Annotated in this window: 26 protein-coding genes; 16 read left to right on the forward strand and 10 right to left on the reverse strand. The window is 55.1% G+C overall.

Features of this window, described 5'->3' with window-relative positions:
* Nucleotides 1–37 precede the first annotated feature (37 nt).
* Both VEB01_RS20525 and VEB01_RS20530 read left to right on the forward strand, forming a co-directional pair.
* Entirely contained in the window at nt 38–1,144 is a 1,107-nt protein-coding gene (locus tag VEB01_RS20525) for a glycosyltransferase (protein WP_324878756.1), read from the forward strand.
* The gene (locus VEB01_RS20530) at nt 1,114–2,190 is read left to right on the forward strand and encodes a glycosyltransferase family 2 protein (protein ID WP_324878758.1); all 1,077 of its coding nucleotides are present in this window, start codon (nt 1,114–1,116) and stop codon (nt 2,188–2,190) included. Before VEB01_RS20525 ends, VEB01_RS20530 begins: the two co-directional genes overlap by 31 nt.
* A 35-nt stretch (nt 2,191–2,225) precedes the next feature.
* Here the strand turns inward: VEB01_RS20530 and VEB01_RS20535 are convergent, their stop codons facing one another.
* The 5 genes from VEB01_RS20535 to VEB01_RS20555 form a co-directional block, all read right to left on the reverse strand.
* Complete coding sequence (locus VEB01_RS20535) at nt 2,226–4,019, reverse strand: glycosyltransferase (RefSeq protein WP_324878760.1); 1,794 nt, start codon at nt 4,017–4,019, stop codon at nt 2,226–2,228.
* A gap of 98 nt (nt 4,020–4,117) precedes the next feature.
* A complete protein-coding gene (locus VEB01_RS20540) occupies nt 4,118–4,594 on the reverse strand; it encodes a hypothetical protein (RefSeq protein ID WP_324878762.1) in 477 nt (158 codons plus the stop codon).
* Nucleotides 4,588–4,890, reverse strand: a complete 303-nt coding sequence (locus VEB01_RS20545) for a nucleotidyltransferase domain-containing protein (protein WP_324878764.1) — start codon at nt 4,888–4,890, stop codon at nt 4,588–4,590. Before VEB01_RS20545 ends, VEB01_RS20540 begins: the two co-directional genes overlap by 7 nt.
* A 56-nt stretch (nt 4,891–4,946) precedes the next feature.
* Nucleotides 4,947–6,314 carry a UDP-N-acetylmuramate:L-alanyl-gamma-D-glutamyl-meso-diaminopimelate ligase gene (gene mpl, locus VEB01_RS20550; protein ID WP_324878766.1) on the reverse strand — a complete coding sequence of 456 codons (1,368 nt, stop codon included), beginning with the start codon at nt 6,312–6,314 and terminating at the stop codon, nt 4,947–4,949.
* A 28-nt stretch (nt 6,315–6,342) separates the two neighbouring features.
* Nucleotides 6,343–6,855, reverse strand: coding sequence for an ankyrin repeat domain-containing protein (locus VEB01_RS20555; protein WP_324878768.1), 513 nt, complete (start codon nt 6,853–6,855; stop codon nt 6,343–6,345).
* 174 nt (nt 6,856–7,029) lie between these two features.
* Between VEB01_RS20555 and apaG the strand changes: the two genes are divergently transcribed.
* The 3 genes from apaG (at nt 7,030) to VEB01_RS20570 (ending at nt 9,395) form a co-directional block, all read left to right on the forward strand.
* Nucleotides 7,030–7,407: a Co2+/Mg2+ efflux protein ApaG gene (gene apaG, locus VEB01_RS20560; protein ID WP_324878770.1), complete on the forward strand. Its 378-nt coding sequence runs from the start codon at nt 7,030–7,032 to the stop codon at nt 7,405–7,407.
* Nucleotides 7,408–7,410: 3 nt separating this feature from the next.
* Entirely contained in the window at nt 7,411–8,253 is an 843-nt protein-coding gene (locus VEB01_RS20565) for a symmetrical bis(5'-nucleosyl)-tetraphosphatase (RefSeq protein WP_324878772.1), read from the forward strand.
* Between the two features lie 140 nt (nt 8,254–8,393).
* Nucleotides 8,394–9,395, forward strand: coding sequence for an AI-2E family transporter (locus VEB01_RS20570; protein ID WP_324878929.1), 1,002 nt, complete (start codon nt 8,394–8,396; stop codon nt 9,393–9,395).
* Nucleotides 9,396–9,578: 183 nt separating this feature from the next.
* Here VEB01_RS20570 and VEB01_RS20575 read toward each other — a convergent pair whose 3' ends face one another.
* The 3 genes from VEB01_RS20575 to htpX all read right to left on the reverse strand — a co-directional run bounded on the left by VEB01_RS20575 (nt 9,579) and on the right by htpX (nt 12,395).
* Nucleotides 9,579–10,418 (reverse strand): HDOD domain-containing protein, encoded by an 840-nt coding sequence (locus VEB01_RS20575; protein ID WP_324878774.1) that lies wholly within the window; start codon nt 10,416–10,418, stop codon nt 9,579–9,581.
* Between the two features lie 21 nt (nt 10,419–10,439).
* Nucleotides 10,440–11,429 (reverse strand): CAF17-like 4Fe-4S cluster assembly/insertion protein YgfZ, encoded by a 990-nt coding sequence (gene ygfZ / locus VEB01_RS20580; protein WP_324878776.1) that lies wholly within the window; start codon nt 11,427–11,429, stop codon nt 10,440–10,442.
* Nucleotides 11,430–11,504: 75 nt separating this feature from the next.
* The gene (gene htpX / locus VEB01_RS20585) at nt 11,505–12,395 is read right to left on the reverse strand and encodes a protease HtpX (RefSeq protein WP_324878778.1); all 891 of its coding nucleotides are present in this window, start codon (nt 12,393–12,395) and stop codon (nt 11,505–11,507) included.
* A gap of 138 nt (nt 12,396–12,533) precedes the next feature.
* On the opposite strand from htpX, the gene VEB01_RS20590 reads away from it, so the two are divergent.
* Genes VEB01_RS20590 through radA form a run of 3 tightly spaced genes read left to right on the forward strand, consistent with a single transcriptional unit; the run spans nt 12,534 to nt 15,935 of the window.
* Nucleotides 12,534–13,778, forward strand: coding sequence for a PQQ-dependent sugar dehydrogenase (locus tag VEB01_RS20590; protein WP_324878780.1), 1,245 nt, complete (start codon nt 12,534–12,536; stop codon nt 13,776–13,778).
* Nucleotides 13,779–13,824: 46 nt separating this feature from the next.
* The gene (locus VEB01_RS20595; protein WP_324878782.1) at nt 13,825–14,565 is read left to right on the forward strand and encodes a class I SAM-dependent methyltransferase; all 741 of its coding nucleotides are present in this window, start codon (nt 13,825–13,827) and stop codon (nt 14,563–14,565) included.
* Nucleotides 14,556–15,935: a DNA repair protein RadA gene (gene radA, locus VEB01_RS20600; protein ID WP_324878784.1), complete on the forward strand. Its 1,380-nt coding sequence runs from the start codon at nt 14,556–14,558 to the stop codon at nt 15,933–15,935. The genes VEB01_RS20595 and radA overlap by 10 nt, the downstream gene beginning before the upstream one ends.
* Nucleotides 15,936–15,939: 4 nt before the next feature.
* Here the strand turns inward: radA and VEB01_RS20605 are convergent, their stop codons facing one another.
* Complete coding sequence (locus VEB01_RS20605) at nt 15,940–16,320, reverse strand: PilZ domain-containing protein (protein ID WP_324878785.1); 381 nt, start codon at nt 16,318–16,320, stop codon at nt 15,940–15,942.
* Nucleotides 16,321–16,339: 19 nt separating this feature from the next.
* Nucleotides 16,340–16,963 (reverse strand): FHA domain-containing protein, encoded by a 624-nt coding sequence (locus VEB01_RS20610; protein ID WP_324878787.1) that lies wholly within the window; start codon nt 16,961–16,963, stop codon nt 16,340–16,342.
* A 316-nt stretch (nt 16,964–17,279) separates the two neighbouring features.
* Between VEB01_RS20610 and VEB01_RS20615 the strand changes: the two genes are divergently transcribed.
* The 8 genes from VEB01_RS20615 (at nt 17,280) to fliI (ending at nt 26,490) form a co-directional block, all read left to right on the forward strand.
* On the forward strand, nt 17,280–18,686 hold the full coding sequence (locus tag VEB01_RS20615) for a sigma-54 interaction domain-containing protein (RefSeq protein WP_324878789.1): 1,407 nt from the start codon (nt 17,280–17,282) through the stop codon (nt 18,684–18,686).
* Between the two features lie 67 nt (nt 18,687–18,753).
* Nucleotides 18,754–20,013: a sensor histidine kinase gene (locus VEB01_RS20620; protein ID WP_324878791.1), complete on the forward strand. Its 1,260-nt coding sequence runs from the start codon at nt 18,754–18,756 to the stop codon at nt 20,011–20,013.
* Nucleotides 19,997–21,340 carry a sigma-54-dependent transcriptional regulator gene (locus VEB01_RS20625; RefSeq protein WP_324878793.1) on the forward strand — a complete coding sequence of 448 codons (1,344 nt, stop codon included), beginning with the start codon at nt 19,997–19,999 and terminating at the stop codon, nt 21,338–21,340. Before VEB01_RS20620 ends, VEB01_RS20625 begins: the two co-directional genes overlap by 17 nt.
* A 54-nt stretch (nt 21,341–21,394) precedes the next feature.
* Complete coding sequence (fliE, locus tag VEB01_RS20630) at nt 21,395–21,706, forward strand: flagellar hook-basal body complex protein FliE (protein WP_324878795.1); 312 nt, start codon at nt 21,395–21,397, stop codon at nt 21,704–21,706.
* Nucleotides 21,707–21,731: 25 nt separating this feature from the next.
* Entirely contained in the window at nt 21,732–23,438 is a 1,707-nt protein-coding gene (fliF, locus tag VEB01_RS20635; RefSeq protein ID WP_324878797.1) for a flagellar basal-body MS-ring/collar protein FliF, read from the forward strand.
* Entirely contained in the window at nt 23,431–24,438 is a 1,008-nt protein-coding gene (gene fliG / locus VEB01_RS20640; RefSeq protein WP_324878799.1) for a flagellar motor switch protein FliG, read from the forward strand. The genes fliF and fliG overlap by 8 nt, the downstream gene beginning before the upstream one ends.
* A complete protein-coding gene (locus VEB01_RS20645; RefSeq protein ID WP_324878801.1) occupies nt 24,425–25,132 on the forward strand; it encodes a flagellar assembly protein FliH in 708 nt (235 codons plus the stop codon). Before fliG ends, VEB01_RS20645 begins: the two co-directional genes overlap by 14 nt.
* Nucleotides 25,129–26,490 carry a flagellar protein export ATPase FliI gene (fliI, locus tag VEB01_RS20650; protein WP_324878803.1) on the forward strand — a complete coding sequence of 454 codons (1,362 nt, stop codon included), beginning with the start codon at nt 25,129–25,131 and terminating at the stop codon, nt 26,488–26,490. Before VEB01_RS20645 ends, fliI begins: the two co-directional genes overlap by 4 nt.
* The last annotated feature ends 26 nt before the right edge of the window (nt 26,491–26,516 follow it).

A 26,516-nucleotide genomic window follows, 5' to 3' on the forward strand; every position in this document is an offset into this window, starting at 1 on the left:
ATCGCCTGGCATACAACTTAAGTCCAAAGATCGACTGGTGCAATTCAGCATAGCCATGCCCATATTTGGGCAAGCCCAATTTCTTCCCACGGCACTGGCGAGCATTCGCGCACAGGCTAGCTCTATCGAGCTAGCTGTGATGGATGCGACTCCGGACGATAGCGTTCAGGGCGTGCTTGACGATCATCGAGATATCTTGAGCTATCACCGGCACGGTCCCGACAAAGGTCAGTCCGCGGCTATTCAAGAAGGCTGGGATCACACCTGCGGCGACATAGTCGCATGGCTATGCGCGGACGATTATTACTTTCCCTATACCTTAAAAGAGGTTGAGAGAATATTCGTTGAACGGCCGGATATTGACGTGGTTTATGGTGACTGCGTATTCGTGGATCAGAACGGCCAATTTTCGAGATATTTTCCTGAAATTAGCGACGATATCTCATTAATTAAACGGAGCTGCTGTATTTCGCAGCCATCCTGTTTTGTCCGCCGAAAAGCTTTAGAGAAGGCGGGGCCAGTTAATCCCGACTTGCACTACATCATGGATTGGGATTTGTGGACGCGCCTCTACGAGACTGGTGCGAAATTTTATTATCTGAAAAAACCTTTATCCGCTGTACGGATGTATCAGGAAACCAAGACGGCCAGTGGATCCAAGGCGAGATATATCGAGATATTTAACCACTTAAAGCACAATACCGATCTTAAGCATACAATCCGATCCATGGTTGGATTCTATTATCAGGATCTTTTATCAAAGCATCGGTCTTTCAGTGAACAGAGTGCATTTCATGGAATAAATCTTATCCGTTTCATCAAAGGCCTTTTGCATCGGCGCTCGTTGTCGAAACGAAGAGCGCTCTATGGCGTCGACTCTTATTCGGATCAAGTGCAAGGTGAATGCGAGATCTTTCTACCTTGGTACAAAGATGCGGTTCCACATGAGCTATTTATTCAGTGCAAAGGCACCGCGAATCTGGATGTATGCATAAACGGATATCCAGCAAGAGCTCTATCCAAATGTGACGAAAAGTTTGTATATATCGGTAGTGATCTTGATATTGCGGGAAATCTGATACACATCCGGTTACTGACACCCGATAATAGTTCTTGGCAATTGTTGGCCTTGCATTTGGCTTAATATCGATGATCGATCCGATGCCTAAGATCGCTGTCATCATCGTTAGTTGGAATTCCGGTCCTTTCTTAAGCAAATGCTTATCTTCACTTCGAAGGCAGACATTCCGAGAATTCCGCACAATAGTTATACATAACGGCGAGTTCGACGACACCTTAGCTAGCGCTAAGTCTGCGTTGGAGTCTGCTGAAATCATTTGTTTAGGCGAAAACCGAGGGTTTGCCGCGGGAAATAATGTTGCAGCCCAGTTGGTAAAGGACTGTGATTGGATAGCCCTCTTAAATCCGGACGCATTTCCTGAATCAGACTGGCTGAGCAATCTACTAAAGGCAACGAAGGAATACTCGGACTACTCTTTTTTTGGAAGCCGTTTACTAGCCGCCAACGATCCAAAGCTATTAGATGGCGTCGGAGATACATATCATACGAGTGGGCTAGTGTGGCGGCAGGGACATGGGTCTAACGCTAGTAATGCCTATATGGAGCCTGTGGAGATTTTCTCACCCTGTGCAGCCGCAGCGCTTTATCGTAGGGATACCTTTTTAGAAGTGGGCGGCTTTGACGAAGATTATTTCTGCTACGTGGAAGATGTGGATCTAGGCTTCCGTATGCGCCTTGCCGGATATCGCTGTCTTTACGTCCCAGATGCTGTTGTCCTACATGTAGGATCGGCTTCGACAGGGCGGCACAGTAATTTTTCGGTGTACCATGGCCATCGCAACATCGTATGGACATACATAAAAAACATGCCATACCCTTTGTTCTGGGTTTATCTTCCCCAGCATCTGATTTTAAATGTCATCAGCATATTTTCGTTTGCCTTTTTTGGTCAAGGCAGGGTGATATTAAACGCAAAGATAGATGCTGTAAAAGGCATTCCGTCTATGCTAAAAAAGCGCAAAGCTATTCAAGCTAAACGTAAGGCTCAGAGTGCAGATATCAGAAGAATGATGGTGAAAGGATTTCCAGCGCCGATCAAATCACTTAATTTACGAAGCAAAATCACCAAGTTCATCAATAGATCGCAGGTAGGTAAATCTGACAAATAATTTGGTATTTGTCGTAAGTCTACTAATTGATCTAATCAATGCGTCAGAAAATGGCGGGGTGTAAAGTTAATATCGGAAGCCGCCTCACAATGGTCAAAACACATATCCAAATTTATACGATTCGCGGCTTCCGGCGTAACTTTTCGATAACCAGGTAGATTGGATAACCAGCCTAGAGCAAATCTCATGATTGGGAGGGGTATATGGATAATCTTGCATTTAGCGCCAAGATGCATGGATATCCGACTTACCATATCTCGATAGGTGAGGATTTCTCCACCGCTTAAGTTGTAAGACTTGTTGAATGTTCTTGGATTATCCATAGCCTCAAGGCACGCTAATGCTAAATCTTCCGCATGAACAGGCTGGCGTAATCCATTCCCGGTTCCAACCAAAGGAAAGAATCGGAATCGCTTGATAAAGCGGGCGATAGTCGTGACATTCTTGTCTCTTCCCAAGCTGTAAACCATCGTGGGACGAAAAATCGTCCAATCGATATTGTGTTTTGCGCAAAGAGTTTGTAGGTCCTCCTCGGATTTTTTAAGCCTGGTGACCATTTGGCGCTCTTGTTCGTATCCCGATTTCTCTTTCGTAAAAAGGCTGGTCGAGCTAAAGGCAATAATGCGTTTTACACCGCCAGCGGCGAGTTCATCGAGTATGGGCGGCAGCGTCCATAAAGGGGCTAGATGGATCAATATTTCGGCTCCATAAGTCTGAGCCAATCGGTCATTGCTGATATCGTGACGATGCCAAATAATATATCGACGGGACAATGGTGTTTGAGGTTTTCGGCTTATGGCATGAACCTCGAAATCTGCTTGAGCTAAAGCGGGCAACAAGAAATCACCGACGAGGCTGGTTGCTCCGGTGACAATTACCCGCCGTTTCGGAGCAGTATGTCCTGGAGATTCAATCAATTGAGGATATACGCTTGGCGAGTCGGTGCTGGCGACTTTCTTTCTCTGGCTGATCATAAGAACTAGCGCTTTTGTTAAATATCGAATGCCAATCCCAAGCATTACAAGCCACATTAAAAAGGCCGGATATTGGTGGCGGAAAAACTTTCTGTAAAAGCGCACCATGCCTTTGTGTTTGTAATATTCGACTAAGGCAGGTCGTGAGGCACTACAAACGCCGCCAACGTGTAAGATTTCGATGTCGGGCACGAAGAGAATCTGGAATCCCGCCTGCCGAAAGCGCATGCACCAGTCCAAGTCCTCACAATGCATGAAATAGCCTTCGTCCATGGGGCCGACTGCTTCTAGGGCGCTCTGCCGAACCAGCATGAACGCACCGGAGATTGCTTCGATCTCGACGGGTTCGGCCGGCAGCGGGACCTCTGTTTGTATGAAACTGTTTAGCTTTGGATGGTACTTCGAGAGCTTGTATAGATAAGTGAGCCGGACAAACGTCCGCCAAGGCGTTGGTACGGCGCGTCGGCATCCCGCCTGTTCGCTGCCATCGGGGTTGCGGATTAAGCAACCCGCCATCCCGGCCTGCGGGTGCTCCTCCATGATAGCCAGCATTTTGGCAAGTGTATCGGGACAGATCAGGCAGTCCGGGTTCAGGAATAGGACATAATCGCCTTGTGCAAAAGGAAGGGCGACATTGTTGGCCTTGGCGAAGCCGAGGTTTTCCTGGTTCTCTATGATCTTCAACCGGTCTTCTCCGGGAAAGTCCTGGCGCAGGATATCCAGGCTTATATCGGTAGACTGGTTGTCGGCGACGATCACTTCGACCGGTACGGTGGAAGCGAGTACCGAGCGCACGCAGTCGGAAAGAAACCGGCCGGCATTAAAGTTAACGATGATTACGGAAATCTGCTTCATTGCGTCCAATTCCTGGATATTCCCGGAGCCATGCTTTTCAAGGATGGGTGGAGTTTAAGCCGCTGGAAGGCGATTGGAATAATTCCAGTGATCGCGACTCAAGAGATGTAACCCCGACGGCGCAACAAACCCAGCACGTTTTCTGCGGTTTCGATCAGCAGCGGCACGAGTTCCTTTCCCCGGGCCAGCGCCATTCGAAGCTCTGCGAGGTCCTCAACGTATTCGTGTACCATGCGATTTCTCAACCCACGGGCTTCCAACCACTGAGCCAAGCTGGGTAGCCAGCCCAGGCGTTCCGCTTTTCCTAGATTGTCCAACGCGGTACCTAATGCCTCTTCCTCCAACAATAAGACCTGCGGAATGAGTTTATCGCCCAGCGTATCCTGCAATCTGCCAAAACGTCCCACGAAAGCGTCAACGCGTTCCGACAAATCGGGATCATCTTCAAGCCGGCTCAACCACGAGAAATCATTGCTCGTGAAAAGCCTTCTGGTGGTCAAATCGAGATGACGGGATTCTTTCTGGACAACTGTGGCCAGGGTTTGCACTTTGAGCAATTTGTCGGTGGTTAACATAGCCTGATTCCCTGGTTTTTCGCGATGTCATGAATTGCCTGCGGCTTGGTAGACCTATCCTTTACGATCACATCGACACGTTGCTCGCCTAGAGTCATCTGGATTTTCGCTCCGATTTGACATGCTGCGGCAACCCGATTTTCCAACTGGAGTTGGGATTCAACAAACAGATCAATATCCCCGCCACGGGCGTTCTCATTCACACGAGAACCAAAAAGCCAGACCGAGGCATCGCTACCTGCCACGGACTTGGCGGCCTCAACTATGGCTTTTATCGCTCTGTTGGAAACGCGCATGGTTGCAATTCTCCTCTTTCAAACCCTCTCGCAGCAGGAGAGGGGGCATAAAGTGATTAGCTCCGCCGTAAAGCATCTTCGACTTTCTTGTGAATTCCCCCGAAGCTGCCGTTGCTCATGAAAACCAGGTGATCACCGGGGCGAGCGTCCCGCGCTAATTGATCCACTAGCGAATCCAGCGAATGGCATGTGCTGATATGTTTGGCTCCTTTGGTTGCGTTTTCCGCATCCCAACCGAGATCGTCGGGCTGGAAAATGATGGCCCGATCGGCCGCCTTTAACGAATCAGCCAGAGTGTCTACATGAACCCCCATGCGCATGGTGTTGGATCGCGGCTCCAGCACGGCAATGATTCGGGCGTTATCGACACGGGCGCGCAAGCCTTCGAGTGTCGTTGCGATGGCCGTGGGATGATGGGCGAAATCATCGTAAAGCGTGACACCGTTAACGCAGGCCCGCACTTCCAGTCGGCGCCGTACGTTTTTAAACGTGCTTAACGCGGCCGCGGCTTGTTCGGGATTTACGCCCGCGTGATGGGCAGCCGCGATCGCGGAAAGCGCGTTCATCACGTTATGCCGGCCCGTCAGATTCCATTCCACGATACCGCTGGGCTTTCCTTGGTGGAAAACCTGAAAGCGGGTGCCGTCGGGCGCTAACAGGTCACCCCGCCAGACTACGTCCCCGGCGCTGTCTTCTAAAGTCGTTTTCTCGACCGGGGTCCAGCAGCCCATTTGCAGGACCTCGGCGAGAGGTTTATCCGATTCCGGAACAATGATCAGACCATTCCCCGGAATGCTGCGTATCAAATGGTGAAATTGCCGCTGGATGGCGGCCAGATCGGAGAAAATGTCGGCGTGGTCGAATTCCAGATTATTGAGAATCGTCGTGCGCGGACGGTAATGGACGAATTTGGAGCGTTTGTCGAAAAAAGCGGTGTCGTATTCGTCGGCTTCGACCACGAAGAATCGGCCTTCGCCCAGCCGCGCTGACAAACCGAAATTAAGCGGAATACCTCCGATCAAAAAGCCGGGCTTGAGTCCCTCGCATTCGAGAATCCAGGCCAGCATGCTCGAGGTAGTGGTTTTGCCGTGAGTTCCGGCCACGGCCAGGACCCAGGCATTCTTCAGCACATAATTGTAAAGCCACTGGGGACCTGAGGTGTAGGCGATCCCCCGGTTGAGTACCGCTTCTATCTCCGGATTGCCCCGGGAAATGGCATTACCTACGACGACCAAGTCCGGCGCCGAGTCCAGGTTCGATGGGCTGTAACCCTTCATGAGCGCAATGCCTTGCTCTTCAAGCTGGGTGCTCATGGGTGGATAAACGTTTTGGTCGGAACCGGTGACATGATGGCCCATCTGTTTGGCCATGATCGCCAACCCGCCCATGAATGTCCCGCAGATGCCCAAAATATGAATGTGCACGATCCTGTCCTCGTGGTTTTCTGGTCCGTTATTTTTTGACGGTGTCCGATTTTTTAGCCGCGGACCCGTCGCGGTCTGCTGTGCTTTCCGAGACTGGTTTAGCCGTTAGGGCCTGTTCCAATAGCGCTGCGATCCGAATATGCCCGCTTTGCTTTGCCCGATCTGTCGAGCTAAGGCCCGAGCCGTCCTTCACGGCAACGTCCGCTCCCGCAGCAATTAAGGCTTTGACGGCTTCCTCGTAGCCTTGCGCCGCAGCCTCCATGAGTGCGGTTACGCCTCGATTGTCCACTGCATTGGGATCGGCGCCGAAAGTCAGAAGCTTTTTGATTACCCGAACATTGCCCGAGAACGCCGCGCCCATCAGCGGTGTGCGGCCGGAGCCATTTTTGCTGTTGGCGTCCGCCCCCTGCGCGAGCAGCGAATCCAAACGTTCCACCTGTCCGGATGCGGCCGCGACGAATAAGGCCTGATTCGGATCCTCCGCCCTCAAGGTGCTTACTGAGGCGAGGAGTATAAGAGCTAGCAAGGCTTTCTTTGACATAACGAAGCTCGGTTTGGCCCGAAGACTTTCCCTGAAGTGGTCGATTAACCTACAGCACACCCGCGACCGCGGCATTGCAGTGAAAGTCTCAAACAGGTGCCAAGGGTACTTGAAGAACGCTCTTCCGTTTAAACTATCCGAAAAAATCACTCGTTTGTAACCATCGTCCAAGTCATGAGCAATAAGTACCGTATCGATATCGCCGCCGTCACCAGCTATCTGGAAGCGCAGTCCGCTCCCGAGACAAACCGCTACGTTTTCGCGTATACCATCACCATCCGCAATGCGGGCGATGTGCCCGCCAAATTATTGTCGCGCCACTGGATCATTACCGATGCTCACGGAAAGATACAGGAAGTCCGCGGCGAAGGGGTAGTGGGCGAACAGCCTCATCTTTCCCCGGGCGAATCTTTCCGCTACACCAGCGCCGCCATGATCGAGACGCCGGTGGGTACCATGCGCGGCGAATATCTGATGATCGCCGATGACGGGAGGCATTTCGATGCCGAGATACCGTCGTTCACCCTGGCCATTCCGCGCACCTTGCATTGATCGATGGCAATATACGCGATTGGCGACGTACAGGGCTGTTTCGCCGAGCTTCAGCGCCTTCTGGAAAAAATCCGTTTCGATCCGGTTGCAGACCGGCTCTGGTTCACGGGCGATTTAGTCAACCGCGGCCCCCGATCGCTGGAGACCTTGCGATTGATCCGATCCCTGGGCGATGCGGCTGTCACCGTACTCGGCAATCACGACCTGCACCTTCTCGCGGTGGCGCACGGCGTGTCGAAAACGAAGCGCAGGGACACGTTCGACGATGTGCTCAGCGCTCCCGACCGGGATGCTCTCATCGACTGGTTGCGCCGTCGACCGTTGTTGTATCGGGAAGGAGCATTTTACCTAATTCACGCCGGTTTGCCGCCTCAGTGGAGGGCGGAGGATGCGGAACGCTATGCCAAGGAAGTGGAGAGCTGTTTGCAAGGCGATAATTTCATTGAGCTGTTTCGACAGATGTACGGCGATCAGCCCGACCAATGGTCCGAGAATTTGCAGGGTTGGGATCGCCTGCGTTTTATCACCAACTGTCTCACGCGCATCCGGTACTGCGACCGGCTGGGGCGTACTGATTTCAGGGAAAAAGGTGCTCCGGGGACGCAACCGCCTCATCTGATGCCATGGTTCAAGGTGCCGGGACGGAAAAGTATCGGGGTCGAAATTGTTTTCGGCCATTGGTCGACGCTGGGATTTTATGCGGACGACGGAGTTTATGGGATCGATACCGGCTGCTTGTGGGGAGGGGAGTTGACGGCGCTTCAACTTGACGGGGAGAAGCAACGGATTAGCTTGTCTTGCCGCGGTGGCGGCTATCACAAGCCTCATTGGCTTCTTAATGATTAATCGCGTTTTGGGAAACATCGCTGTCCGCACGGTTCGGCCGAATGGTCAGGTTTAACGCGTAAAGCAATTGCCTTTATCGCATCGGGGTATTAATTATCGACAGAGTTCTGCGCTTTATCACGCTCGGCCTTTCCCTGACTATTCTGGCGCTCTTGACCTTTCGGGTCATGAGCAATTTCCTGGAGCCGATAGGATGGGCCGTCATCTTTGTTTATGCGACATGGCCCCTTCACGTTTGGCTGACACGGTTGCTGGAGGGACGTAGCGGCTTCAGTGCTTTGGCCATGACCTTGCTCTTGGGCTCGCTTCTGGTCATCCCGTTTATCGGACTGACCATTATCCTTCAAGCCGAGATGGTCGAGTTTTTTCAGCGCTTGCCCACTTGGCTCGACCAGAAACCGGCATTGCCTCCGTGGGTTGTGCGTATTCCCATTCTCGGCGCGGAACTGCAATTCGTGTTCGATCAATTCGACGACTTGCAGGGCCTGATGCGTCGATACTTATTGCCTTGGTTGACCGGGCTCTCCGGAAGACTCGTGGGCATGTTGGAAGGAATCGGTTACATAGGCGCAAAGCTCTTCTTTACCGTGTTTTTGATGTTTTTCGTCTACCGCGACGGGCATCGGCTGATTCATGAGGTTCGCCAGGGATTGTTACTTGCACTGGGCGAAAGAGCCGACCAATACCTTTCCACGGCGGAAGTCACCGTCAAGGCCGTGGTCTATGGGATCGTGCTGACGGCCATCGCCCAGGGCGCCATGGCCGGAATAGGCTATTGGATGGTGGGCATCCAGGCGCCGGTTCTTCTCGCCGCATTCACGGCATTTCTCGGGCTGATCCCGTTTGGCACGGTTGTGGTTTGGGTTTCCGCGAGCCTATGGCTAATGCTCAACGGAGACTATTGGGCCGGAGTCTCGTTATTCCTCTGGGGAAGCTTGGTCGTGAGTTGGATCGACAACCTGATCCGACCGCTCGTCATTAGCCGTACCACCCGCATCCCGTTCGTCGTCGTGATGTTCGGAGTGTTGGGCGGATTGACCAGCTTCGGTTTCATAGGTCTGTTTGTAGGGCCGGTGATTCTAGCCGTAGGCATGGCGGTATGGCATGAATGGTTGCAGTCCGCACCGCGCTATCAGTCCTGAATCGATCAATCCGAGCTATGGATCGGCGCGTGTTCCTTCAGCAAGCCCAGGTAGGCCGGGATAAGCCAGTCCTGAGCCCGGTCGAAGGGGCGGTAGCCGTTTCCGGCATGCAAGCGCCGGAAACGCGGAGCCTGTCCTGAGCGAAGCCGAAGGGCTTATTCCGGCCTACGACTGACTTCACGCTTACGCAAACAGTTGCTGGGCCTCTTCGACTTCAACCGCTACGCCCTCGATTTCCAGCACTTCGATTTCGGGATCGAGCCCCAGTTTAGTGAAGGCGGGGACTCTCGATAGATCTACTTCGGGGGCCGCTTTCGTGCCCATCACGCTTTCCAGATAGGCGACCTGGACCAGATCCACGTAATCGGGCGACGAGCCGGAATCTCTCTCAAAATTCCGGTATTCCCACGCGGCCCGGCTCAAGCTGTCCGGGAGTCCCCACGTTTCCATGATGGTTTTGCCGATTTGCGGGTGCAAGGTGTCGAGGTGGCTTTCAAGCACCGAATGATCTTCCAACAGCTCGGGAAACTTTTCCGCCAAAGTGAGGATCGGCAGCTTGCCGATCTGATGGATGAGGCCGGCGAGCATGGCCTGGTCGGAATCCAATGGGCGGGCGCGCAGCGCCAAGGCGCGGCATACGGCCGCCACGTTTAGGCTGTGCTGCCATATGTCGTGAAAGTAATGCTCCAACAACAGGGAACTGGGCTTGAAAACTTGCTTCATAGCCAAATTCATTACCAGACTGCGAATAGTGTTATGCCCCATTCGAGTGATGGCGATTTGAAGACTGTCGATTTTCTGCCTGGCTCTATAGAGCGGACTATTAGCGATTTGCAAGAGTCGCGCAGAAAGCGCCGGATCGGTGGAAATCGCTCGTGCTATCTCGGCATCGGATGCGTTGTCGCTGTTGATCGCCTGGCGAACCTTCAGCGCAACCTCTGGGATAGTGGGCAGTTGCAATTTGTCGTTCTCGATCGCGGCTTTGACGTAGTCGAGAAAGACCTGCTCGTTTTTTAGATCCATATTCAGAGAACTCTATTCAGATTACGGTTGTGGAACGTCGAAAGTATAGGGCAACGTCAGAAACTCGGTGGCGGGACCGTCGGGCCGATAAAGCCGAAGATCGGTATCATGGGCACGGTCGATGGGCAGAACTGCCAGCAGTTGGAACACACGCTCCGAGTCAGGTGCCGCCGCGACGACTTGGCCGACCCGTTGTCCATCGGATTCACCGGATTGATAGATCGGGTCGCCGGGATTGGGCTCACGCTCGCCAATCGTCCGTAGGCGAAACATGCGGCGTTTAAGGTTTCCGAGAAAGTGCGTTCGCGCCACGACCTCCTGCCCGGTATAACAACCCTTGCGATAGCTGATGCCGCCCAAGGCGTCGAGATTGAGCATCTGCGGGAGGAATTCTTCGCTGGTGGCCTGTGTTTCGCTCGGGAGACCTTCTTCGATATTCTTCAAGCGCCAGGCGCAGGAGTTGACCGGGATGAGTTCCGGTGACGACCGGAGACCGTGCCAGATGCGCTTGGCAGTTTCCGTCTCCGCAGCAATCAAAAGGCGCTCGGAATTTTGGCCGATATGGATCGTCAGCACATCGCCGCTTTGGTGAAAGGCGAAAACCTTCGACAGATCGGAGCCGGTTCCGAAGAAGCCGATAAATCCCCATTGTGCGGTCAGGTTCTCTATGGAAACTTTCGAACGCAACACATAAATCCTAAGACGCTTGTGTATCGTCTCGACCAAATCGGCTGGAACAAAGAGGTAATAGCTCTCGCCATGGCGGAGAATACGGAAGCTCGCGATAACACGGCCTTTGGGATTACAGAAGGCGCCGAGACCGGAGTCATCGGATTTAAGGCCGGCGATATCGCAAGTGGTTTGGCCTTGTAAAAAGATCTCGGCATCCTCGCCGGAAACGCGCAATAACCCCAAATCGGTCAAACCGCAGAATGCCATCCTTTCGGCCTTTGTCGGCAGATCGGGGATCGCAGCGTCTTCGGTCAGAAACGTCAACCACTCGTTGTTCATGGATGTAAACCCATCAGTCGAAATAAAAAAGCCCGCCCGAATTGATTTCTCGGGCGGGCGGGTAGGGCATCTAGGTTAACGCTGGCTCTGGAGAGCGGCGATGCGTTCTTCCAGCGGGGGGTGGCTCATGAATAGTTTCTTGAAGCCGTAACCCAAGCCGCCGTTGATCCCGAAAGCAGCGAATTCGCCGGGCAGATCTCTATGGTCATGGGCGCGCTGCAATGCCCTCAGCGCCCCGACCATCTTGCCCTGGCCGGCCAAACGTGCGCCGCCGGCGTCTGCGCGAAACTCGCGCCAGCGGGAGAACCACATGACGACCATCGTCGCGAGGATGGAGAGGAATATCTGTGCCACCATCTGCGTCAAATAATAGGCGGGCCCGTAACCGCCACGGTCGTCTTCCGAACGGAACACTACCCGGTCGATTACATGGCCGGCAATGGAGGCGAAGAAGTACACGAAGGTATTCACTACCCCCTGGATGAGTCCCAAGGTCACCATATCCCCATTGGCGACGTGGCTGATTTCGTGCCCCAAAACGGCTTCCACCTCGTCGGCATTCATGTGATGCAGAAGACCGGTGCTCACGGCCACCAAAGCCGCGTTCTTGTTCATACCGGTAGCGAACGCATTGGGCTCGGAGGAATCGAAAACGCCCACCTCAGGCATGCCGATGCCGGCCTGTTGCGCATGGCGGCGGATGGTCTCGACCAGCCAATGTTCGGTCTGATTGGCGGGTTGCCCGATTACGTGAACGCCCATGGATTGCTTGGCCATCCATTTGGACATCATCAGCGAAATAAAGGAACCGCTCATGCCTATGATGGCGGACATCAGGAGCAGGCTGTCGAGGTTCAGATGAACGCCGCGCTGCCCGAGAAACTGACCGAGTCCCAGAACGTGAAAGACGATGCTGATCAGAAGCAGCACCGCCGCATTGGTAAGCAGAAACAGAAATATGCGCATGGTTGTTGATCGCCTATGAAAATTCGTGGGTGTTACCATATTTGGAGGCGTGGCGTTAAAAATCAAGTCGTCTCGCGGTTTAAACACCTTTTCCGCGCAAGCCTCTCATCAACCGTTGAGCTCCCCGAGGGAGAAGTCATGGAAGCATTCAAACATTCTTGGCTGAGAGATTGTAAAAAAGCCTACTGCGCGCCCCGAGTTCGCGCCTGCGATGCTCAACGTACGCCCTTGTACGCCTGCGCCTCTCGGCGCGAACTCGGGGCGCTCGCGACGGTTTTCTCACAATCTCTGAAACTCGCCGCGTTCACGATCGGTTTAACAGTCTGTTGCGACATCCGGGCCGAAAGCGTGCTGAGCGAAATCAGGTTGCCCCGGGGGTTTCGCATCACGGTCTACACCGACCAAACGCCCGGTGCCCGGTCGCTGGCCTTGGGGGACGATGGTACCGTATATGTGGGCAGCATGGACGAGGGCAAAGTCTATGCGGTGCGCGATCAGGACCGGAATGGTAAAGCCGATCAGGTTCAGGTGTTGGCCACGAACTTGAATATGCCGAACGGCGTGGCGGTGGTCGATGGCGATCTGTACGTTGCCGAAGTTTCCCGTATCCTGAAGTTCAAGGACATCGGACGGCAGGTGTCGACCTCGCCCAAGCCGGAGATTATTTTCGACCGTTATCCGGATGATGTGCACCACGGCTGGAAATATCTGCGCGTAGGGCCGGACGGCAAACTGTATGTTCCGGTGGGCGCTCCGTGCAATGTCTGCCTTCCCAAGAAAGAGATTTACGCGACGCTGACCCGATTGGACAAAGATGGTTCTAATTTTGAGATTTATGCCCGCGGGATCCGCAATACCGTCGGTTTCGACTGGCATCCGGAAACGAAAGAGCTTTGGTTAACCGAGAACGGACGCGACTGGATGGGCGACGACATGCCGCCCGACGAACTGAATCATGCGCCGAAGCCGGGTCTTCATTTCGGATTTCCGCATTGTCACGGCAAAGATATCGCCGATCCGTCTTTCGGCAAGGGCAAAGCCTGCGCCGAATTCGAACCGCCCGCATGGACGTTTCCGGCCCACGTTGCCGCGCTCGGCATGCGCTTTTACACTGGCAAGCAATTTCCCGCCGAATATCAGGGCCAGCTTTTCGTCGCCCAGCATGGCTCTTGGAACCGGAGCACCCCGGACGGTTACCGGGTTGTGATGGTCGAATTCCAGGGGGGCAAACCGATAAATGAAAAGATTTTTGCCGAAGGCTGGTTACGGCCGAACGGTAAGGTGCTCGGTCGCCCGGTGGATATTTTGCAGATGCCCGACGGAGCGCTGGTGATATCGGACGATAAAGCCGGAGCGCTTTACCGCATCGTTTATCAGCCGTGAACTCTTGCCTGAACTGATACCTAATTTATAACTCGTACAATCAATCATGAATGAAGTGACTGCTGAAAAGCTTTTTTCCGGCCCTATCGGGGAAGAGTACGAAATGCTCAAGCGGATTTGCCCTGCAGCCGCCGATATGAGCCGGCGGGTCGGCGAATTCGTTGCCGGTTGGACGCCCAAAGTTCCGACGAAATCGTTAAATCTGCTGGAACTCGGCTGCGGTACCGGCGTGACGACTTTAAACCTCGTTCATGCGCGGTCCGATGCGATCATCACCGCAGTGGACAGCGAACCGACCATGTTGGGCCAAGCTCGGCGGAATTTGGCCGACGTATTGGAGCACGGTCGCCTGCGATTGATTGAGAACGACGCCTTGTCCTATCTCCGTGAGGTGCCGCCCGCAAGCTTGGATGTAGTGGCTACGGCCTACACCCTGCACAATTTCCTCGACGGTTATCGCCTGCGGGTACTCGAAGAAATCCTTCGTGTTCTCAAGCCGGGGGGGATATTCGTCAACGGCGACCGTTATGCCCTGGATGATTCCTTGGCCCACTTGCAGGCAATCCAGGAGGAGGTAAGGCAATACTTCCGCACGTTTACCGCCTTGAACCGCGTGGATCTCCTGGAGCAGTGGATTGTCCACCTATTCAGTGACGAGTCTCCCGATCACGTGATGCCTCTTGATGCGAGTTTGAAGGGCATGCGTGAGATTGGCTTTGATTCCGTGGCGGTTCATTTTCGCCACGATGTAAATGCTGTAGTCAGCGGGTGCAAACCGTGGCCGTAAGTCGTGGTAAAGACCGGAAGATCGTGTTTCGCTGTACGGAATGCGGTCATGCCCAAACCAAATGGTCGGGACAGTGTCCGGCCTGCAACGCCTGGAATTCGCTGGTGGAAGGCGTGGAGGATCGGGCGGCGCCGTCAGTCTCCCGGTTTGTGGGCTATGCCGGAGCTACCGAAAACGCATCTCCCGTATCGCTTGCCGAGGTCGAGGCCGAAGAAATTTTTAGAACGCCGACCGGGATCGAAGAATTCGACCGAGTCCTGGGCGGCGGACTCGTAACCGGTTCCGCGATCCTGATCGGCGGCGATCCCGGTATCGGCAAATCGACCCTGTTGCTTCAGACCCTGGCTACGCTTAGCGAACGTCAGCGGGTGCTCTATGTCACCGGCGAGGAATCGATCCGGCAGGTGAGCCTTCGCGCCAAGCGGCTGCAACTTCCTTGCGCGGGCGTACAAATCATCGCCGAAACCTCACTGGAGCGAATTTTGGCCGTTACGGCGGAGAGCCGGCCGGATGTTCTGGTCATTGATTCCATCCAAACCACTTTCAGCGAAATATTGCAGTCGGCGCCGGGTTCGGTGGCCCAAGTGAGAGAGTGCGCCGCCCAACTGGTGCGATACGCCAAGCAGACACCAACGACCGTTTTTCTGGTGGGCCATGTCACCAAGGAGGGGGCCCTGGCCGGTCCGCGCGTGTTGGAGCACATGGTGGATACCGTGCTGTATTTCGAGGGCGATTCGAGCAGCCGTTTTCGGGTCATCCGGGCCTTCAAGAACCGTTTTGGCGCGGTCAACGAACTTGGCGTGTTCGCCATGACGGAAATGGGGCTGCGGGAGGTGCGCAATCCGTCGGCGCTGTTTTTATCGCGCGGCGAGGAAGACGCTCCGGGCAGTGTCGTGATGGTGATGCGCGAAGGCAGTCGTCCTCTTCTGGTCGAGGTGCAGGCGCTGGTCGACGAATCCCATTCGCCGACTCCGCGCCGGGTCACCGTGGGCATGGAACAAAATCGGCTGGCGATGCTGTTGGCGGTGCTCCATCGGCACGGCGGAATTCCGTTGTTCAACCAGGACGTGTTCGTTAATTTGGTGGGCGGCTTGCGTCTTACCGAAACCGCCGGGGATCTCGCGGTGGCGTTGGCTGTCGTGTCCAGCTACCGGGATCGCCCGATTCCGAAGGACTGGGTGGTGTTCGGCGAACTGGGCCTCAACGGCGAGGTCAGGCCGGTTCAGAACGGCGAGGAGCGGCTCAAGGAGGCCGCGAAACATGGGTTTACCCACGCTTTGGCGCCTGCCAAGAATATCCTGAAAGGCGGTATAAAAGATTTGGAAATTGTGCCGGTAAGAAGCTTGCGCGACGCTTTGGCCGCGTTGTGACGTATTAGCCGCCCGCCCCCAAGGCTAACGCCTGCAAATCGCGTTCGAGCAATTCCGCGTCCCCCAGATTCAGTTCGACCAGCCTTCTTAGTGCACTGACACTGTCGAGATCGATTCGGCGGCACACAAAGCCAATCTTCCTTTCGCTGCGGTGGGCGAGGGACACGCCCATCGAGATGTGCACCGTCTCGTTCAAATTAACGCGGAGGTCGTAGATGTCTTCGGAATCGATAAGCTGATCCGAGTTGAGCTCGATCAGGCAGCCTTTGAGCGAAAGGTCCAAGATCTTGCACGGAAAGCTTTCGTTTTTATGGGACAGCGTGGCTGCCGCATCATGGGCTACGCGGTGAAAATGGCGCTTTTCCGATGGTTTGATGCTAGGCATTGTGCGACGCTCCATGCGTTTACTCTTCTTGAAAGAATTGCATTAAGGAATCATTGACCTTGACGATGTCGCCGTTGTTCAACAGCACCGCTTGATCTTTTGCGGGCTCGTCGTTGACCGTCAGCGATGTGCCGTCAGCCAAAGGCGAAATAAAATAGCCGTTTTTACGCTTGGCAATGATTACCACGCCGGATCCTTCTTTTCCAAGGCGAACCAGAGCCTTCTTCAAAGGAATTACCAGCCCGATCTGCCGTCCATTCAACACCTGCAAGCTGCCATTGAAAAATTTGGCATCCGCTTCTGCGGAGACCTCCCGTTCCGATTCGTAATCCGCCTGCTCCCCGGGCCTAAAGACTTCATCCTTGGTGAAGAAAATCACATGTTTGCCGATGGCAATGCGGTCGCGATGGCTGAGCACATGCTCGGCAACTTTTTTGTCATTGACGAATAGAGGAAAGTCCCTGTCGATCTCGCGGATGATCGTTCTTTCGGAAGTGGATTCGATAACCGCGTGCCGGGGCGCAACCGCCAAACTATCGATATGCAAAGTGTTAGACGGATCGCGGCCGATACCGATCTCGCCCGGCCTAAGCGTGATGGCCTGGAGTGGTTTGCCTTTAAACGTGAGCGTCAATTTGGCCATTAAAAAGCCCGCAACTGTAAAATGTGTTGTTGCCAAAAGTATACACGCTATTCCGCTGTCTCGTTTCCGTCACACTGATGTTTATGTCGCGGATTGGCGACTCGTTAGCTTATACCTAAGCATAAAATAGCTCGTATAACCGTTTCCTGCTTCCCGTATTAGCGCTTTTTAGCATTAGATTATCTTGTCGCTACAAAATAGCCCGGTTGACGACGGTATTTTGACGGCTAAACTTTCAAACCGTTTGTTGTTGCAGATCCACCATAACATCCGCACCGGCCGACGCACATGCCAATCCGATGGAGAGCAAAAGTAGATGGCCTTACGCCGAATTTTAATAGTTCAAAGCGATAGCGTCTTATGTACGGAATTAAGAGCTGTTCTGGCATTTCTCGATTGTGAAATTATCGCGCGTACCCTGGATACCCTCAGGGACGAGGCGGAACCGGAATTCGACGTAATCTTCGTTGGGGTGGACGAGCACATCGAAACGGTGGTTTTGCGGCTCGTGGAGCTGTATCGGCAGACGCCGCTCATATTGGTGATGGACAAAAGTCCGGCCAGGCCCTTATTGACCGGCCTCGAAGCCAGAGCCACGGCAGTGTTGGCTTGGCCGACCAATTACGCCACCCTGAACGCCTGTTTCGAGAAGATCAGCCGGGGAACGCCGGAGACCGTGAACTTCCGTCCGCCGGAACTGTTCCGGAGTTTGACGGGTGCCAGTGCAACTGTCCAACGCACGCGCAAACTCATCCAACAGGTCGCCCCCTCTGACGCAACGGTTCTGATTCTCGGTGAATCGGGCACCGGCAAAGAGGTCATCGCCCGCAATTTACATTATTACTCGGCCCGCCGAAGCAAACCTTTCGTACCGGTAAATTGCGGCGCCATACCCGGGGAACTTTTGGAAAGCGAACTTTTCGGTCACGAAAAAGGAGCGTTCACCGGAGCGCTGAGTTCCCGTCAGGGTCGCTTTGAATTGGCCGAGGGCGGTACGCTGTTTCTGGACGAAATCGGCGACATGCCGTTATCGATGCAGGTCAAGCTTTTAAGAGTCCTGCAAGAACGCAGTTTCGAGAGAGTCGGCAGCAATAAGACCATTCAGTGTGACGTCCGAATTATCGCGGCGACTCACCGCAATCTGGAAGAGGAAATCAGCCGGAATCGATTTCGGGAGGATCTTTACTACCGTCTCAACGTCTTTCCGATCGAAGTGCCCTCTCTACGCGATAGGCTGGAAGATATCCCGGCCTTGGTCGAGGATCTTACCGCCCGTCTTAAGGCCGAGAAGCGGGGGGATATGCGGCTTACTCCGGCAGCTTTTCGGGTCCTGCAGCGATATCACTGGCCCGGCAATGTGCGCGAATTGGCCAATCTGATCGAGCGTCTGGCCATTTTGTATCCGAACAATGTCGTCGACGCGGCGGACTTGCCGGAAAAATTCCAACAGTACGTCAAGCCGGAAGATGCCGTGCTAAGACACGAGCCGGATGTTGGAAACACAGTCCTAAGCGAGGGACTTGCGCTTGCACGCTTGCCCGAGAAAGGCTTGGACCTGCGCGAACACCTCAATAATCTGGAATGCGAATTGATCAAGCAGGCTTTGGATGAATGTAATGGCGTTGTGGCTCATGCGGCTAATCTTCTCAGAATGCGGCGCACGACTTTAGTGGAGAAGTTGCGAAAATACGGCCTGCGTGGGGAAGAAACGACGATTATTTGACATCCACCCGAATAATGGCTGGCTAAGTCATTGTATTTATAGGGTTATAAAGTGGCACTTTGATTGCTTGCTGCCGACCAGGTTCAACTTTACCGGATTCGGCACGCCCTTGGGTAATCAAGTATTCGACGATGCTAAGCGCTTGCAGGATGCCTTCCAGGTATTCAACGCGCTTTCCGAGAATCTAACCCAGTCCTATCTCGACCTCGAAGCCCAAGTTGCCCGCCTTAACGAAGAACTCGCCGCTGCCCGAAGCGAGCGGCTGAAAACTTTGGCCGAAAAGGAGATTCTGGCCAATCGCCTACAGTTGCTCTTGAAGACTCTGCCGGGCGGGGTGGTCGTGATTGACGACTGCGGTCTGATCATAGAACACAATCCTGTGGCCGGCTTGTTTCTCGGCGAGCCGTTGGTAGGCCGCTTTTGGCGCGGAGTCTTGGATGCCTTGCCGATAGTGGAAAATCCCCATCAACGGCGCCTTTCCGACGGAAAGACCATAAGCCTGACCCTCAGCCCGCTGGGCGATGAGCCGGGTCAGATCGTGCTTCTGACGGATGTCACGGAAATGCGCTCTCTCCAGGAGTGGGCGGATCATCAAAGGCGACTTTCAGCATTGGGGGAAATGGTGGCAAGCCTTGCCCATCAAGTGCGCACCCCTCTCGCCGCGGCGCTGCTTTATGCCTCCCATCTTTCAAAGTCCGATCTCGATGGTTCTCAACGTTCCAAATTCGGGACGAAGCTGACGGAGCGGCTCCATTATTTGGAGCGTCAGGTCAACGACATGCTGACCTTCGCTCGGATGGGCACATTCGCCAAGGCGCAGTTTTCGATCAGCGAGCTCTTCACCAAGCTCACAGAAAACTGTGAGCCGTCAATGCAGGGTAAATCCATACGTTTTAGGACAATCAATCGATTTGCCGACGACTGTCTGCACGGCAACGGCGACGCGCTACTAGGTGTATTAATCAACTTGGTTAACAACGCGGTGGACGCCATCGCCGAAAAAGGCAGCGTGGCGGTTGTCGCGAGTCAACCCGAGCCGCATTGGTTGGAAATCAGCGTGTCGGATGACGGTCCGGGCATTTCCGAGGAAATCAGAGCGCGAATTTTCGAACCGTTTTTCACCACCCGAACCAACGGTACCGGGCTTGGGTTGGCTATCGCCGAGTACGTGGTCAAAGCGCATCTCGGCCGAATTTGGTGTGAATCTTCACCGGATCGTGGATCAACCTTTCGTATTCAATTGCCTTTGAAGCAAGGCGGCACGCCTTTGCCGGCGGATCTTTCCAGCCGGCCCGCCTACACGGGAGAACATGATGCAGCAAACTGACATTTTGATCGTCGAGGATGATCCTTCCTTGTCGGAAGCGTTGACGGACACCTTGGAGCTCGCCGGCTATCGGACGATATCCGCAGGGGACGGGCGGGAGGCACTCGCTAAATTGGCGGAATCGCCGGTGCGGCTGGTGGTCAGCGACGTGCAGATGCCCAAATTGCATGGGCTGAGTCTGCTCGAACGCATCAAATCGGAATATCCGGACGTGCCGGTACTTCTCATGACGGCCTACGGCACGATCGAAAATGCAGTTCAGGCGATGCAAGCCGGGGCTTGTGACTATCTGGTCAAACCGTTTGCGGCGGAAGCCCTGGTCGAGCAAGTATCCCGGCGAATCCTGCCGGAGCCGGTGAAAATCGACGGGCGGGTGGTCGAAGACCCGGCCATGAAAAAGCTCTTCGGCTTGGCGGCCCGGATCGCGAAATCCGATGCCACGGTGTTGATTCAGGGCGAAAGCGGTACCGGCAAGGAAGTTTTCGCCCGTTACATCCACCAGAGTTCTCTTCGGTACAACGGTCCCTTCGTCGCCATCAACTGTGCCGCGATTCCCGAAAACATGCTCGAGGCGGAGCTTTTCGGTTACGAGAAAGGCGCTTATACCGGAGCGGCGCAAACGGTTCCCGGAAAGCTGGAAATAGCGCAAGGCGGCACCGTGCTTCTTGACGAAATATCCGAGATGAATCTGGCCTTGCAGGCAAAATTGCTCAGGGTTCTCCAGGAACGCGAGGTCGAGCGTCTGGGCGGGCGCAAAGTGCTCGCTCTGGACATTCGCGTACTCGCGACAACCAACCGTAATCTGAAGGAATGGGTTAGCCGCGGTCTCTTTAGGGAAGACCTCTATTATCGATTGAGCGTGTTTCCTTTGACCATCCCGCCGTTGCGGGAGCGGAGAGGGGACATTCTTCCTCTGGCGGAAGCTCTTGTCCGGCGTCATTGGCGAAGCGGCAAATCGTTACCGGAATTGGCCGAGGACGCCGCCGATCGATTGCTGTCCTACGCGTGGCCGGGAAATGTGCGGGAATTGGATAACCTAATTCAGAGAGCGCTGATACTCCAGTCGGGTAAACGCATTACGACGGAAGATCTGGCGTTCGAGGACGATATCGACGGCGGTGACGGGATTCCGGCAGCGCCGGACTCGGAGACCGCCGAGACGCTGGTGGACGGACTGCGGACCCTGGAGGAAAAGATCATTCTCGACACCCTGAGGGAGCAAAACGGTAGCCGTAAATCAACGGCGGAACGGCTTGGGATCAGCGAACGGACGCTCCGCTACAAGCTTGCCAAACTGCGGGAAGCCGGGTGCCTGGCCGCCGTCTGACGTTGGCGTAGATCATGCTTCTCTCGGCGTAACGACAAAAAAACTGGCATAACCATGAGCGAGCTCGATATCAACAAGATTCTGACGCAGATGCGCGTTATGCGGGATCAGGCCCGCAGCACCGCATTGCCAACCGATAACACAGTCGATTTTGGCACTTTGCTCAAGGACTCGATCGATAAGGTCAACGACACTCAACAACAAGCCAACAAATTGGCGGAAGCATTCGAATCCGGGGAAACCGACGCCAGTCTCTCGGAAGTGATGATCTCACTGCAGAAAGCCAGCCTGTCGTTCCAAGCCATGGTCCAGGTTAGGAACAAGCTGGTAGAGGCTTACAAGGACGTCATGAACATGCCCATGTGACCCGGAACTGACGCGGTAAGCAGCAATGGAACTCAGCGAAAGCAAAAATCTGGTGCCGGGCGGGCAAGCGTCGGTTGTTCAGGGCGAAAAATTGCCGCCGATGCTGCGGGGCTGGATGCAAATGCCGCGGGGCCGGCAGATCGGCTTGCTAGCTGCTCTCGCGCTCACCTTGGCAACCGCCGTTGCTGTGCTGTTATGGGCACAGAAAACCGAGTATGCAGCCTTGTTTTCCAATTTAGAGGAAAAGGCGGGCGGCGAAATCGTCGAAGCGCTGCAAAAACTCAATGTGGAACATCAGATCCAACCGACTACCGGCGCCATTCTGGTTCCAGCCGATCAGGTGCATGCCGTACGACTAAAACTTGCGGGGATGGGTTTGCCCAAGGAAAGCGGTACCGGCTTTGAACTCATGGACCAGCAGTCCGGTTTCGGAGCTAGCCAAATGGTGGAGGGCGCACGGTACCAGCGCGCGTTGGAGGGCGAAATTGCCCGCTCGATCACGACCATTCGCAATGTCAAATCGGCTCGCGTTCATCTTGCCTTGCCCAAGGAATCGGTGTTCGTGCGGCAACCTAAGAAAGCCAGTGCTTCGGTTATGGTCGAATTGCACTCGGGCCGCGGCTTGGAGCCGGGGCAGGTGGAGGCTGTCGTCCATCTGGTCGCATCCAGCGTGCCTCAACTGGAACCCGGGCAAGTCACCGTAGTCGACCAGCGGGGCCATCTGCTCAATGCCGAGGACAACGGCAATGACATGTATCTCAACGCCAAGCAATTCGATTACAAGAAACAAGTCGAGGAGCATCTCATCGAGCGCATCGAGAACATCTTGAGTCCGGTGGTGGGAAGGGAAGGGCTGCGCACCCAGGTGACCGCGGATATCGATTTCACCGTCACAGAGCGTACTCAGGAGCTGTACAACCCGGACCTGCCCGCCTTGCGCAGCGAACAAACCAGCGAGGAGCAAAACAAGGGGTCGACCGTACAGGGCGTGCCGGGGGCGTTGTCCAATCAGCCGCCGCCTTCCGGTGTCGCGCCTGAAACGACCGGTGCCGCGCCAGCCGGCCAAACCGGGCAAAAACCCTCGGAGCCTCCCCTCAACACGAGCAAGAGCGCCACGCGCAATTACGAGCTGGACAAAACCATCAGCCATTCCCGCCTCGGAGCCGGCGTCGTCCGGCGCGTTACCGCGGCAGTCGTGGTGGACTATCAGCATATCCCGCAGGCCGATAACGGCGTGACTCTTCAGCCCTATAGCGAAGAGGACCTGACTCGTTTCACCAACCTGGTGAAGGAAGCCGTGGGCTACGATGCCGCCCGCGGAGACCGGGTCACCGTAACCAACGCGGCTTTCCGAATGGAAGCGGAAAGTCTGCCCGTTGCGCCTGTCTGGGAACAAAACTGGTTTTGGCCGGCTGTTAAGCAGGCCGGGGCCGCTCTAGTTGTACTTCTGCTGGTCTTCGGCGTGCTTCGGCCGGCGGTAAAAGGTCTTGTCGGGCGCGGCGAATCGGTGAAAGTCGACGAGAACGGTACGGAATCGGGCCAAGTCAAGGAAGGCGTTCTCGCCGAGTCGGGCGATTCTCGCGTGGCGCTTAAAACAGACGACGACGAAATGCTGATGCTTGAAGCACCTGAAAACCACGAAAAGCGTGTGGAGTTTGCACAGCGAGCCGTCGATCAAGATCCCAAACGCGTAGCGCAAGTCATAAAGAACTGGATGAATGTGAATGGCTGAATTTGATCCGACGAAACTGGACGGGCCGCAGAGGGCCGCGTTGTTCTTCCTGACGGTAGGGCAGGATAGGGCGGCGGAAGTGCTGAAGCACATGTCTCCGAAGGAAGTCCAGCAAGTCGGCGGCGCCATGGCGGAGCTTCGGAACATCACCATGGATATGGTGGAGAACGTCCTCGGGATATTCGTGGATGATATCCGGAACCAAACCGCGCTGGGCGTAAATTCGGAAGAATATATCCGCAATCTGCTTACCCAAGCCTTGGGAGCCGATAAGGCCAGCAGCGTCTGTGACCGTATTTTGCTGGGCCGCAACAGCAAAGGCTTGGAGCAGCTCAAGTGGATGGACCCTCGTGCCATCGCCGATCTGATCCGGCTCGAACACCCTCAAATCGTCGCCATCATCTTGTCGCTGCTGGATAGCGACCAAGCCGCCGAAACCCTTGGCTATCTCCCGGAGCGGGCGCGGCCGGACCTTATCATGCGTGTCGCCACGCTCACGGGTGTGCAGCCTGCAGCACTTCGAGAGCTTGACGACATTATGGAGAAGCAGCTCAGTGGCAATACCAATGTCAAATCATCGACGCTCGGCGGTATCGAAACCGCGGCCAATATTCTTAACTTTATAGACAGCACCGTCGAAGCCTCCATCATGGAGCAGATCAGCGAAGTCAACCCCGATCTCAGTCAAAAGATCCAGGACAAGATGTTTGTGTTCGACGATCTGGTGGACATCGATGATCGTGGAATCCAGACTTTGCTTCGCGAGGTGTCCACGGATTCGTTATTGCTGGCCCTGCGCGGCGCCGACGACGCGCTGAAGGAAAAGATTTTCAGCAATATGTCGCGCCGGGCGGCGGAAATGTTGCGCGACGATTTAGAGGCAGCTCCCCCGGCCCGTTTAAGCGATGTGGAAGCTGCGCAGAAAGACATTCTTGCCATCGCCCGGCGCATGGCGGAGGCCGGCGAACTGTCCCTAGGCGGCGGCGATGAGCTCATTTAAAGGTTTTACCGCCGAAGAGCTTGCTTCGCTTGCACCGTGGAAGTTGCCGGTCATGGGCGAGCCGGAGGAGGAATCGCCGGTCGTCGTGGTCGAGGACGAAGTGGAATATCCCACGATGCCCACGGCCGAAGAAATCGAAGTGATGCAGAAGCAGGCATATGAAGAAGCGCGTGCTGCCGGATATAAAGAGGGCTCGGAACGAGGATATCAGGATGGTCGCGAAGAAGGCTACCGCCAGGGATATGACGAGGGGCGCGTAAACGCGGCTTCCTTGGCGCAGCGCTTTCAGGAGTTAATCGGCTGCTTGGACGAACCGCTTGCCCAAGTGGAGGGTCAGGTTGAGCAGGAATTGGTCGCTTTGGCGATTGCCATTGCGAAGCAACTCATTCGGCGAGAGCTCAAAACCGAGCCGGGAGAGATCATCGCCGTGGTTCGTCAGGCCATTGCAATTTTGCCGTCCGGCGCGCGAAAGATCGGGCTCCACATTCATCCCGACGATGCGGAGCTGATTCGTTCCGCCCTCGCGCTGGACGAACTGGGTCCGCGCTGGAGGATCGTCGAAGATCCGCTGTTGACTCGGGGCGGCTGTCGGGTAACAACGGATACGTCGTATATCGATGCTACAGTCGAAAAACGCCTTGCATCGGTAATCGCGCGATTACTCGGCGGCGAGCGCGACGAGGATCGGCCATGATCGATCTTGGTCCGGCACCGAAGTTCAACGAAGCTTGGGCTACAAAATTGGCGGGTTATCGAGCACGCCTGGCGGAGCCCCCGGAGTTGATGGTGGAAGGCAAGCTGAGCCGGATGGTCGGTCTCACGCTGGAGGCCGTCGGCTGCCGAGCGGCTGTCGGAGCCCGCTGCATCGTCAAAACAGCCCACGGAAAAGGCGTGGAGGCCGAAGTGGTCGGCTTTGCCGGAGAACGGATCTATTTGATGCCGACGGGCGACATTCAAGGTTTGGAGCCGGATTGCCGGGTCATACCGCTGACGAAAACATCCACGGCTCGAGTCGGATTCGGTTTGCTGGGGCGCGTGTTGGACGGGTCCGGCAAGCCTTTGGACGGGAAGGGGCCTCTACAGACCGATTGCTCGATGCCGCTGACCGGCAGTGCGATCAACCCATTGGCGCGAAAGCCGATCCGCGAACCGCTGGATGTCGGGGTTCGCGCCATCAATGCGTTGCTGACGGTCGGTCGAGGACAGCGTCTGGGATTGTTCGCGGGTACGGGCGTGGGCAAGAGCAATCTGCTCGGCATGATGACCAAGTATACGAACGCCGATGTGGTGGTGGTGGGTCTCATCGGCGAGCGGGGCCGCGAGGTCAACGAATTTGTGCAGAAAATTCTGGGGGAAGAAGGGCGCGCCAAGGCCGTGGTGGTGGCAACGCCGGCGGACTACCCGCCTTTGATGCGTATGCACGGTGCTTTGTTGGCCACGAGCATTGCGGAATTTTTCCGGAGCCGCGGTCTCAACGTTTTGCTCTTGATGGACTCGCTGACCCGCTTCGCGCAGGCGCAACGCGAAATCGCTTTGGCGATCGACGAGCCGCCGGCGACCAAAGGCTATCCGCCCTCGGTGTTCGCGAAGCTGCCGCAGCTTGTGGAGCGGGCGGGAAACGGGGACGAGGGGGAGGGATCAATCACGGCCTTCTATACCGTGCTTGCCGAAGGGGATGATGCCAACGATCCCATCGCTGATGCGGCGCGCGGAATACTGGACGGCCATATCGTGCTTTCCCGGGGCTTGGCGGACTCGGGGCATTACCCTGCAATCGATATCGAGGCATCGGTCAGCCGCGTAATGACGGATATTGCCGATGAACAGCATATGCTGCTTGCCAGACGTCTCAAGCGCCTATACTCCATTTATCAGCAAAATCGCGATCTAATCAGCATCGGAGCCTATCATAAAGGATCGGATCCGCGCATCGATGAAGCCATCGCTATGAATCCCGGTATTATGCATTTTCTGCAACAGGATCTGCACGAGGCGGTCGGGTTTGAGCGAAGCCTTAACGATTTGGAAAAATTAGCAGGCGCATCGTCGTAACAACGTTTGGCATGTCTCACATCGCA

The sequence above is a fragment of the Methylocaldum sp. genome (genome assembly GCF_035627495.1).
Classification (GTDB): Bacteria; Pseudomonadota; Gammaproteobacteria; order Methylococcales; family Methylococcaceae; genus Methylocaldum.

Excerpts from the sequence above, each read along its gene's own strand:
- VEB01_RS20535 (WP_324878760.1), bottom strand. The coding sequence starts at position 4,019 with ATGAAGCAGATTTCCGTAATCATCGTTAACTTTAATGCCGGCCGGTTT.
- VEB01_RS20540 (WP_324878762.1), bottom strand. The coding sequence starts at position 4,594 with ATGTTAACCACCGACAAATTGCTCAAAGTGCAAACCCTGGCCACAGTT.
- VEB01_RS20545 (WP_324878764.1), bottom strand. The coding sequence starts at position 4,890 with ATGCGCGTTTCCAACAGAGCGATAAAAGCCATAGTTGAGGCCGCCAAG.
- VEB01_RS20555 (WP_324878768.1), bottom strand. The coding sequence starts at position 6,855 with ATGTCAAAGAAAGCCTTGCTAGCTCTTATACTCCTCGCCTCAGTAAGC.
- apaG (WP_324878770.1), top strand. The coding sequence starts at position 7,030 with ATGAGCAATAAGTACCGTATCGATATCGCCGCCGTCACCAGCTATCTG.
- VEB01_RS20565 (WP_324878772.1), top strand. The coding sequence starts at position 7,411 with ATGGCAATATACGCGATTGGCGACGTACAGGGCTGTTTCGCCGAGCTT.
- VEB01_RS20575 (WP_324878774.1), bottom strand. The coding sequence starts at position 10,418 with ATGGATCTAAAAAACGAGCAGGTCTTTCTCGACTACGTCAAAGCCGCG.
- ygfZ (WP_324878776.1), bottom strand. The coding sequence starts at position 11,429 with ATGAACAACGAGTGGTTGACGTTTCTGACCGAAGACGCTGCGATCCCC.
- htpX (WP_324878778.1), bottom strand. The coding sequence starts at position 12,395 with ATGCGCATATTTCTGTTTCTGCTTACCAATGCGGCGGTGCTGCTTCTG.
- VEB01_RS20590 (WP_324878780.1), top strand. The coding sequence starts at position 12,534 with ATGGAAGCATTCAAACATTCTTGGCTGAGAGATTGTAAAAAAGCCTAC.
- VEB01_RS20595 (WP_324878782.1), top strand. The coding sequence starts at position 13,825 with ATGAATGAAGTGACTGCTGAAAAGCTTTTTTCCGGCCCTATCGGGGAA.
- VEB01_RS20605 (WP_324878785.1), bottom strand. The coding sequence starts at position 16,320 with ATGCCTAGCATCAAACCATCGGAAAAGCGCCATTTTCACCGCGTAGCC.
- VEB01_RS20610 (WP_324878787.1), bottom strand. The coding sequence starts at position 16,963 with ATGGCCAAATTGACGCTCACGTTTAAAGGCAAACCACTCCAGGCCATC.
- VEB01_RS20615 (WP_324878789.1), top strand. The coding sequence starts at position 17,280 with ATGGCCTTACGCCGAATTTTAATAGTTCAAAGCGATAGCGTCTTATGT.
- VEB01_RS20625 (WP_324878793.1), top strand. The coding sequence starts at position 19,997 with ATGATGCAGCAAACTGACATTTTGATCGTCGAGGATGATCCTTCCTTG.
- fliE (WP_324878795.1), top strand. The coding sequence starts at position 21,395 with ATGAGCGAGCTCGATATCAACAAGATTCTGACGCAGATGCGCGTTATG.
- fliF (WP_324878797.1), top strand. The coding sequence starts at position 21,732 with ATGGAACTCAGCGAAAGCAAAAATCTGGTGCCGGGCGGGCAAGCGTCG.
- fliG (WP_324878799.1), top strand. The coding sequence starts at position 23,431 with ATGGCTGAATTTGATCCGACGAAACTGGACGGGCCGCAGAGGGCCGCG.
- VEB01_RS20645 (WP_324878801.1), top strand. The coding sequence starts at position 24,425 with ATGAGCTCATTTAAAGGTTTTACCGCCGAAGAGCTTGCTTCGCTTGCA.
- fliI (WP_324878803.1), top strand. The coding sequence starts at position 25,129 with ATGATCGATCTTGGTCCGGCACCGAAGTTCAACGAAGCTTGGGCTACA.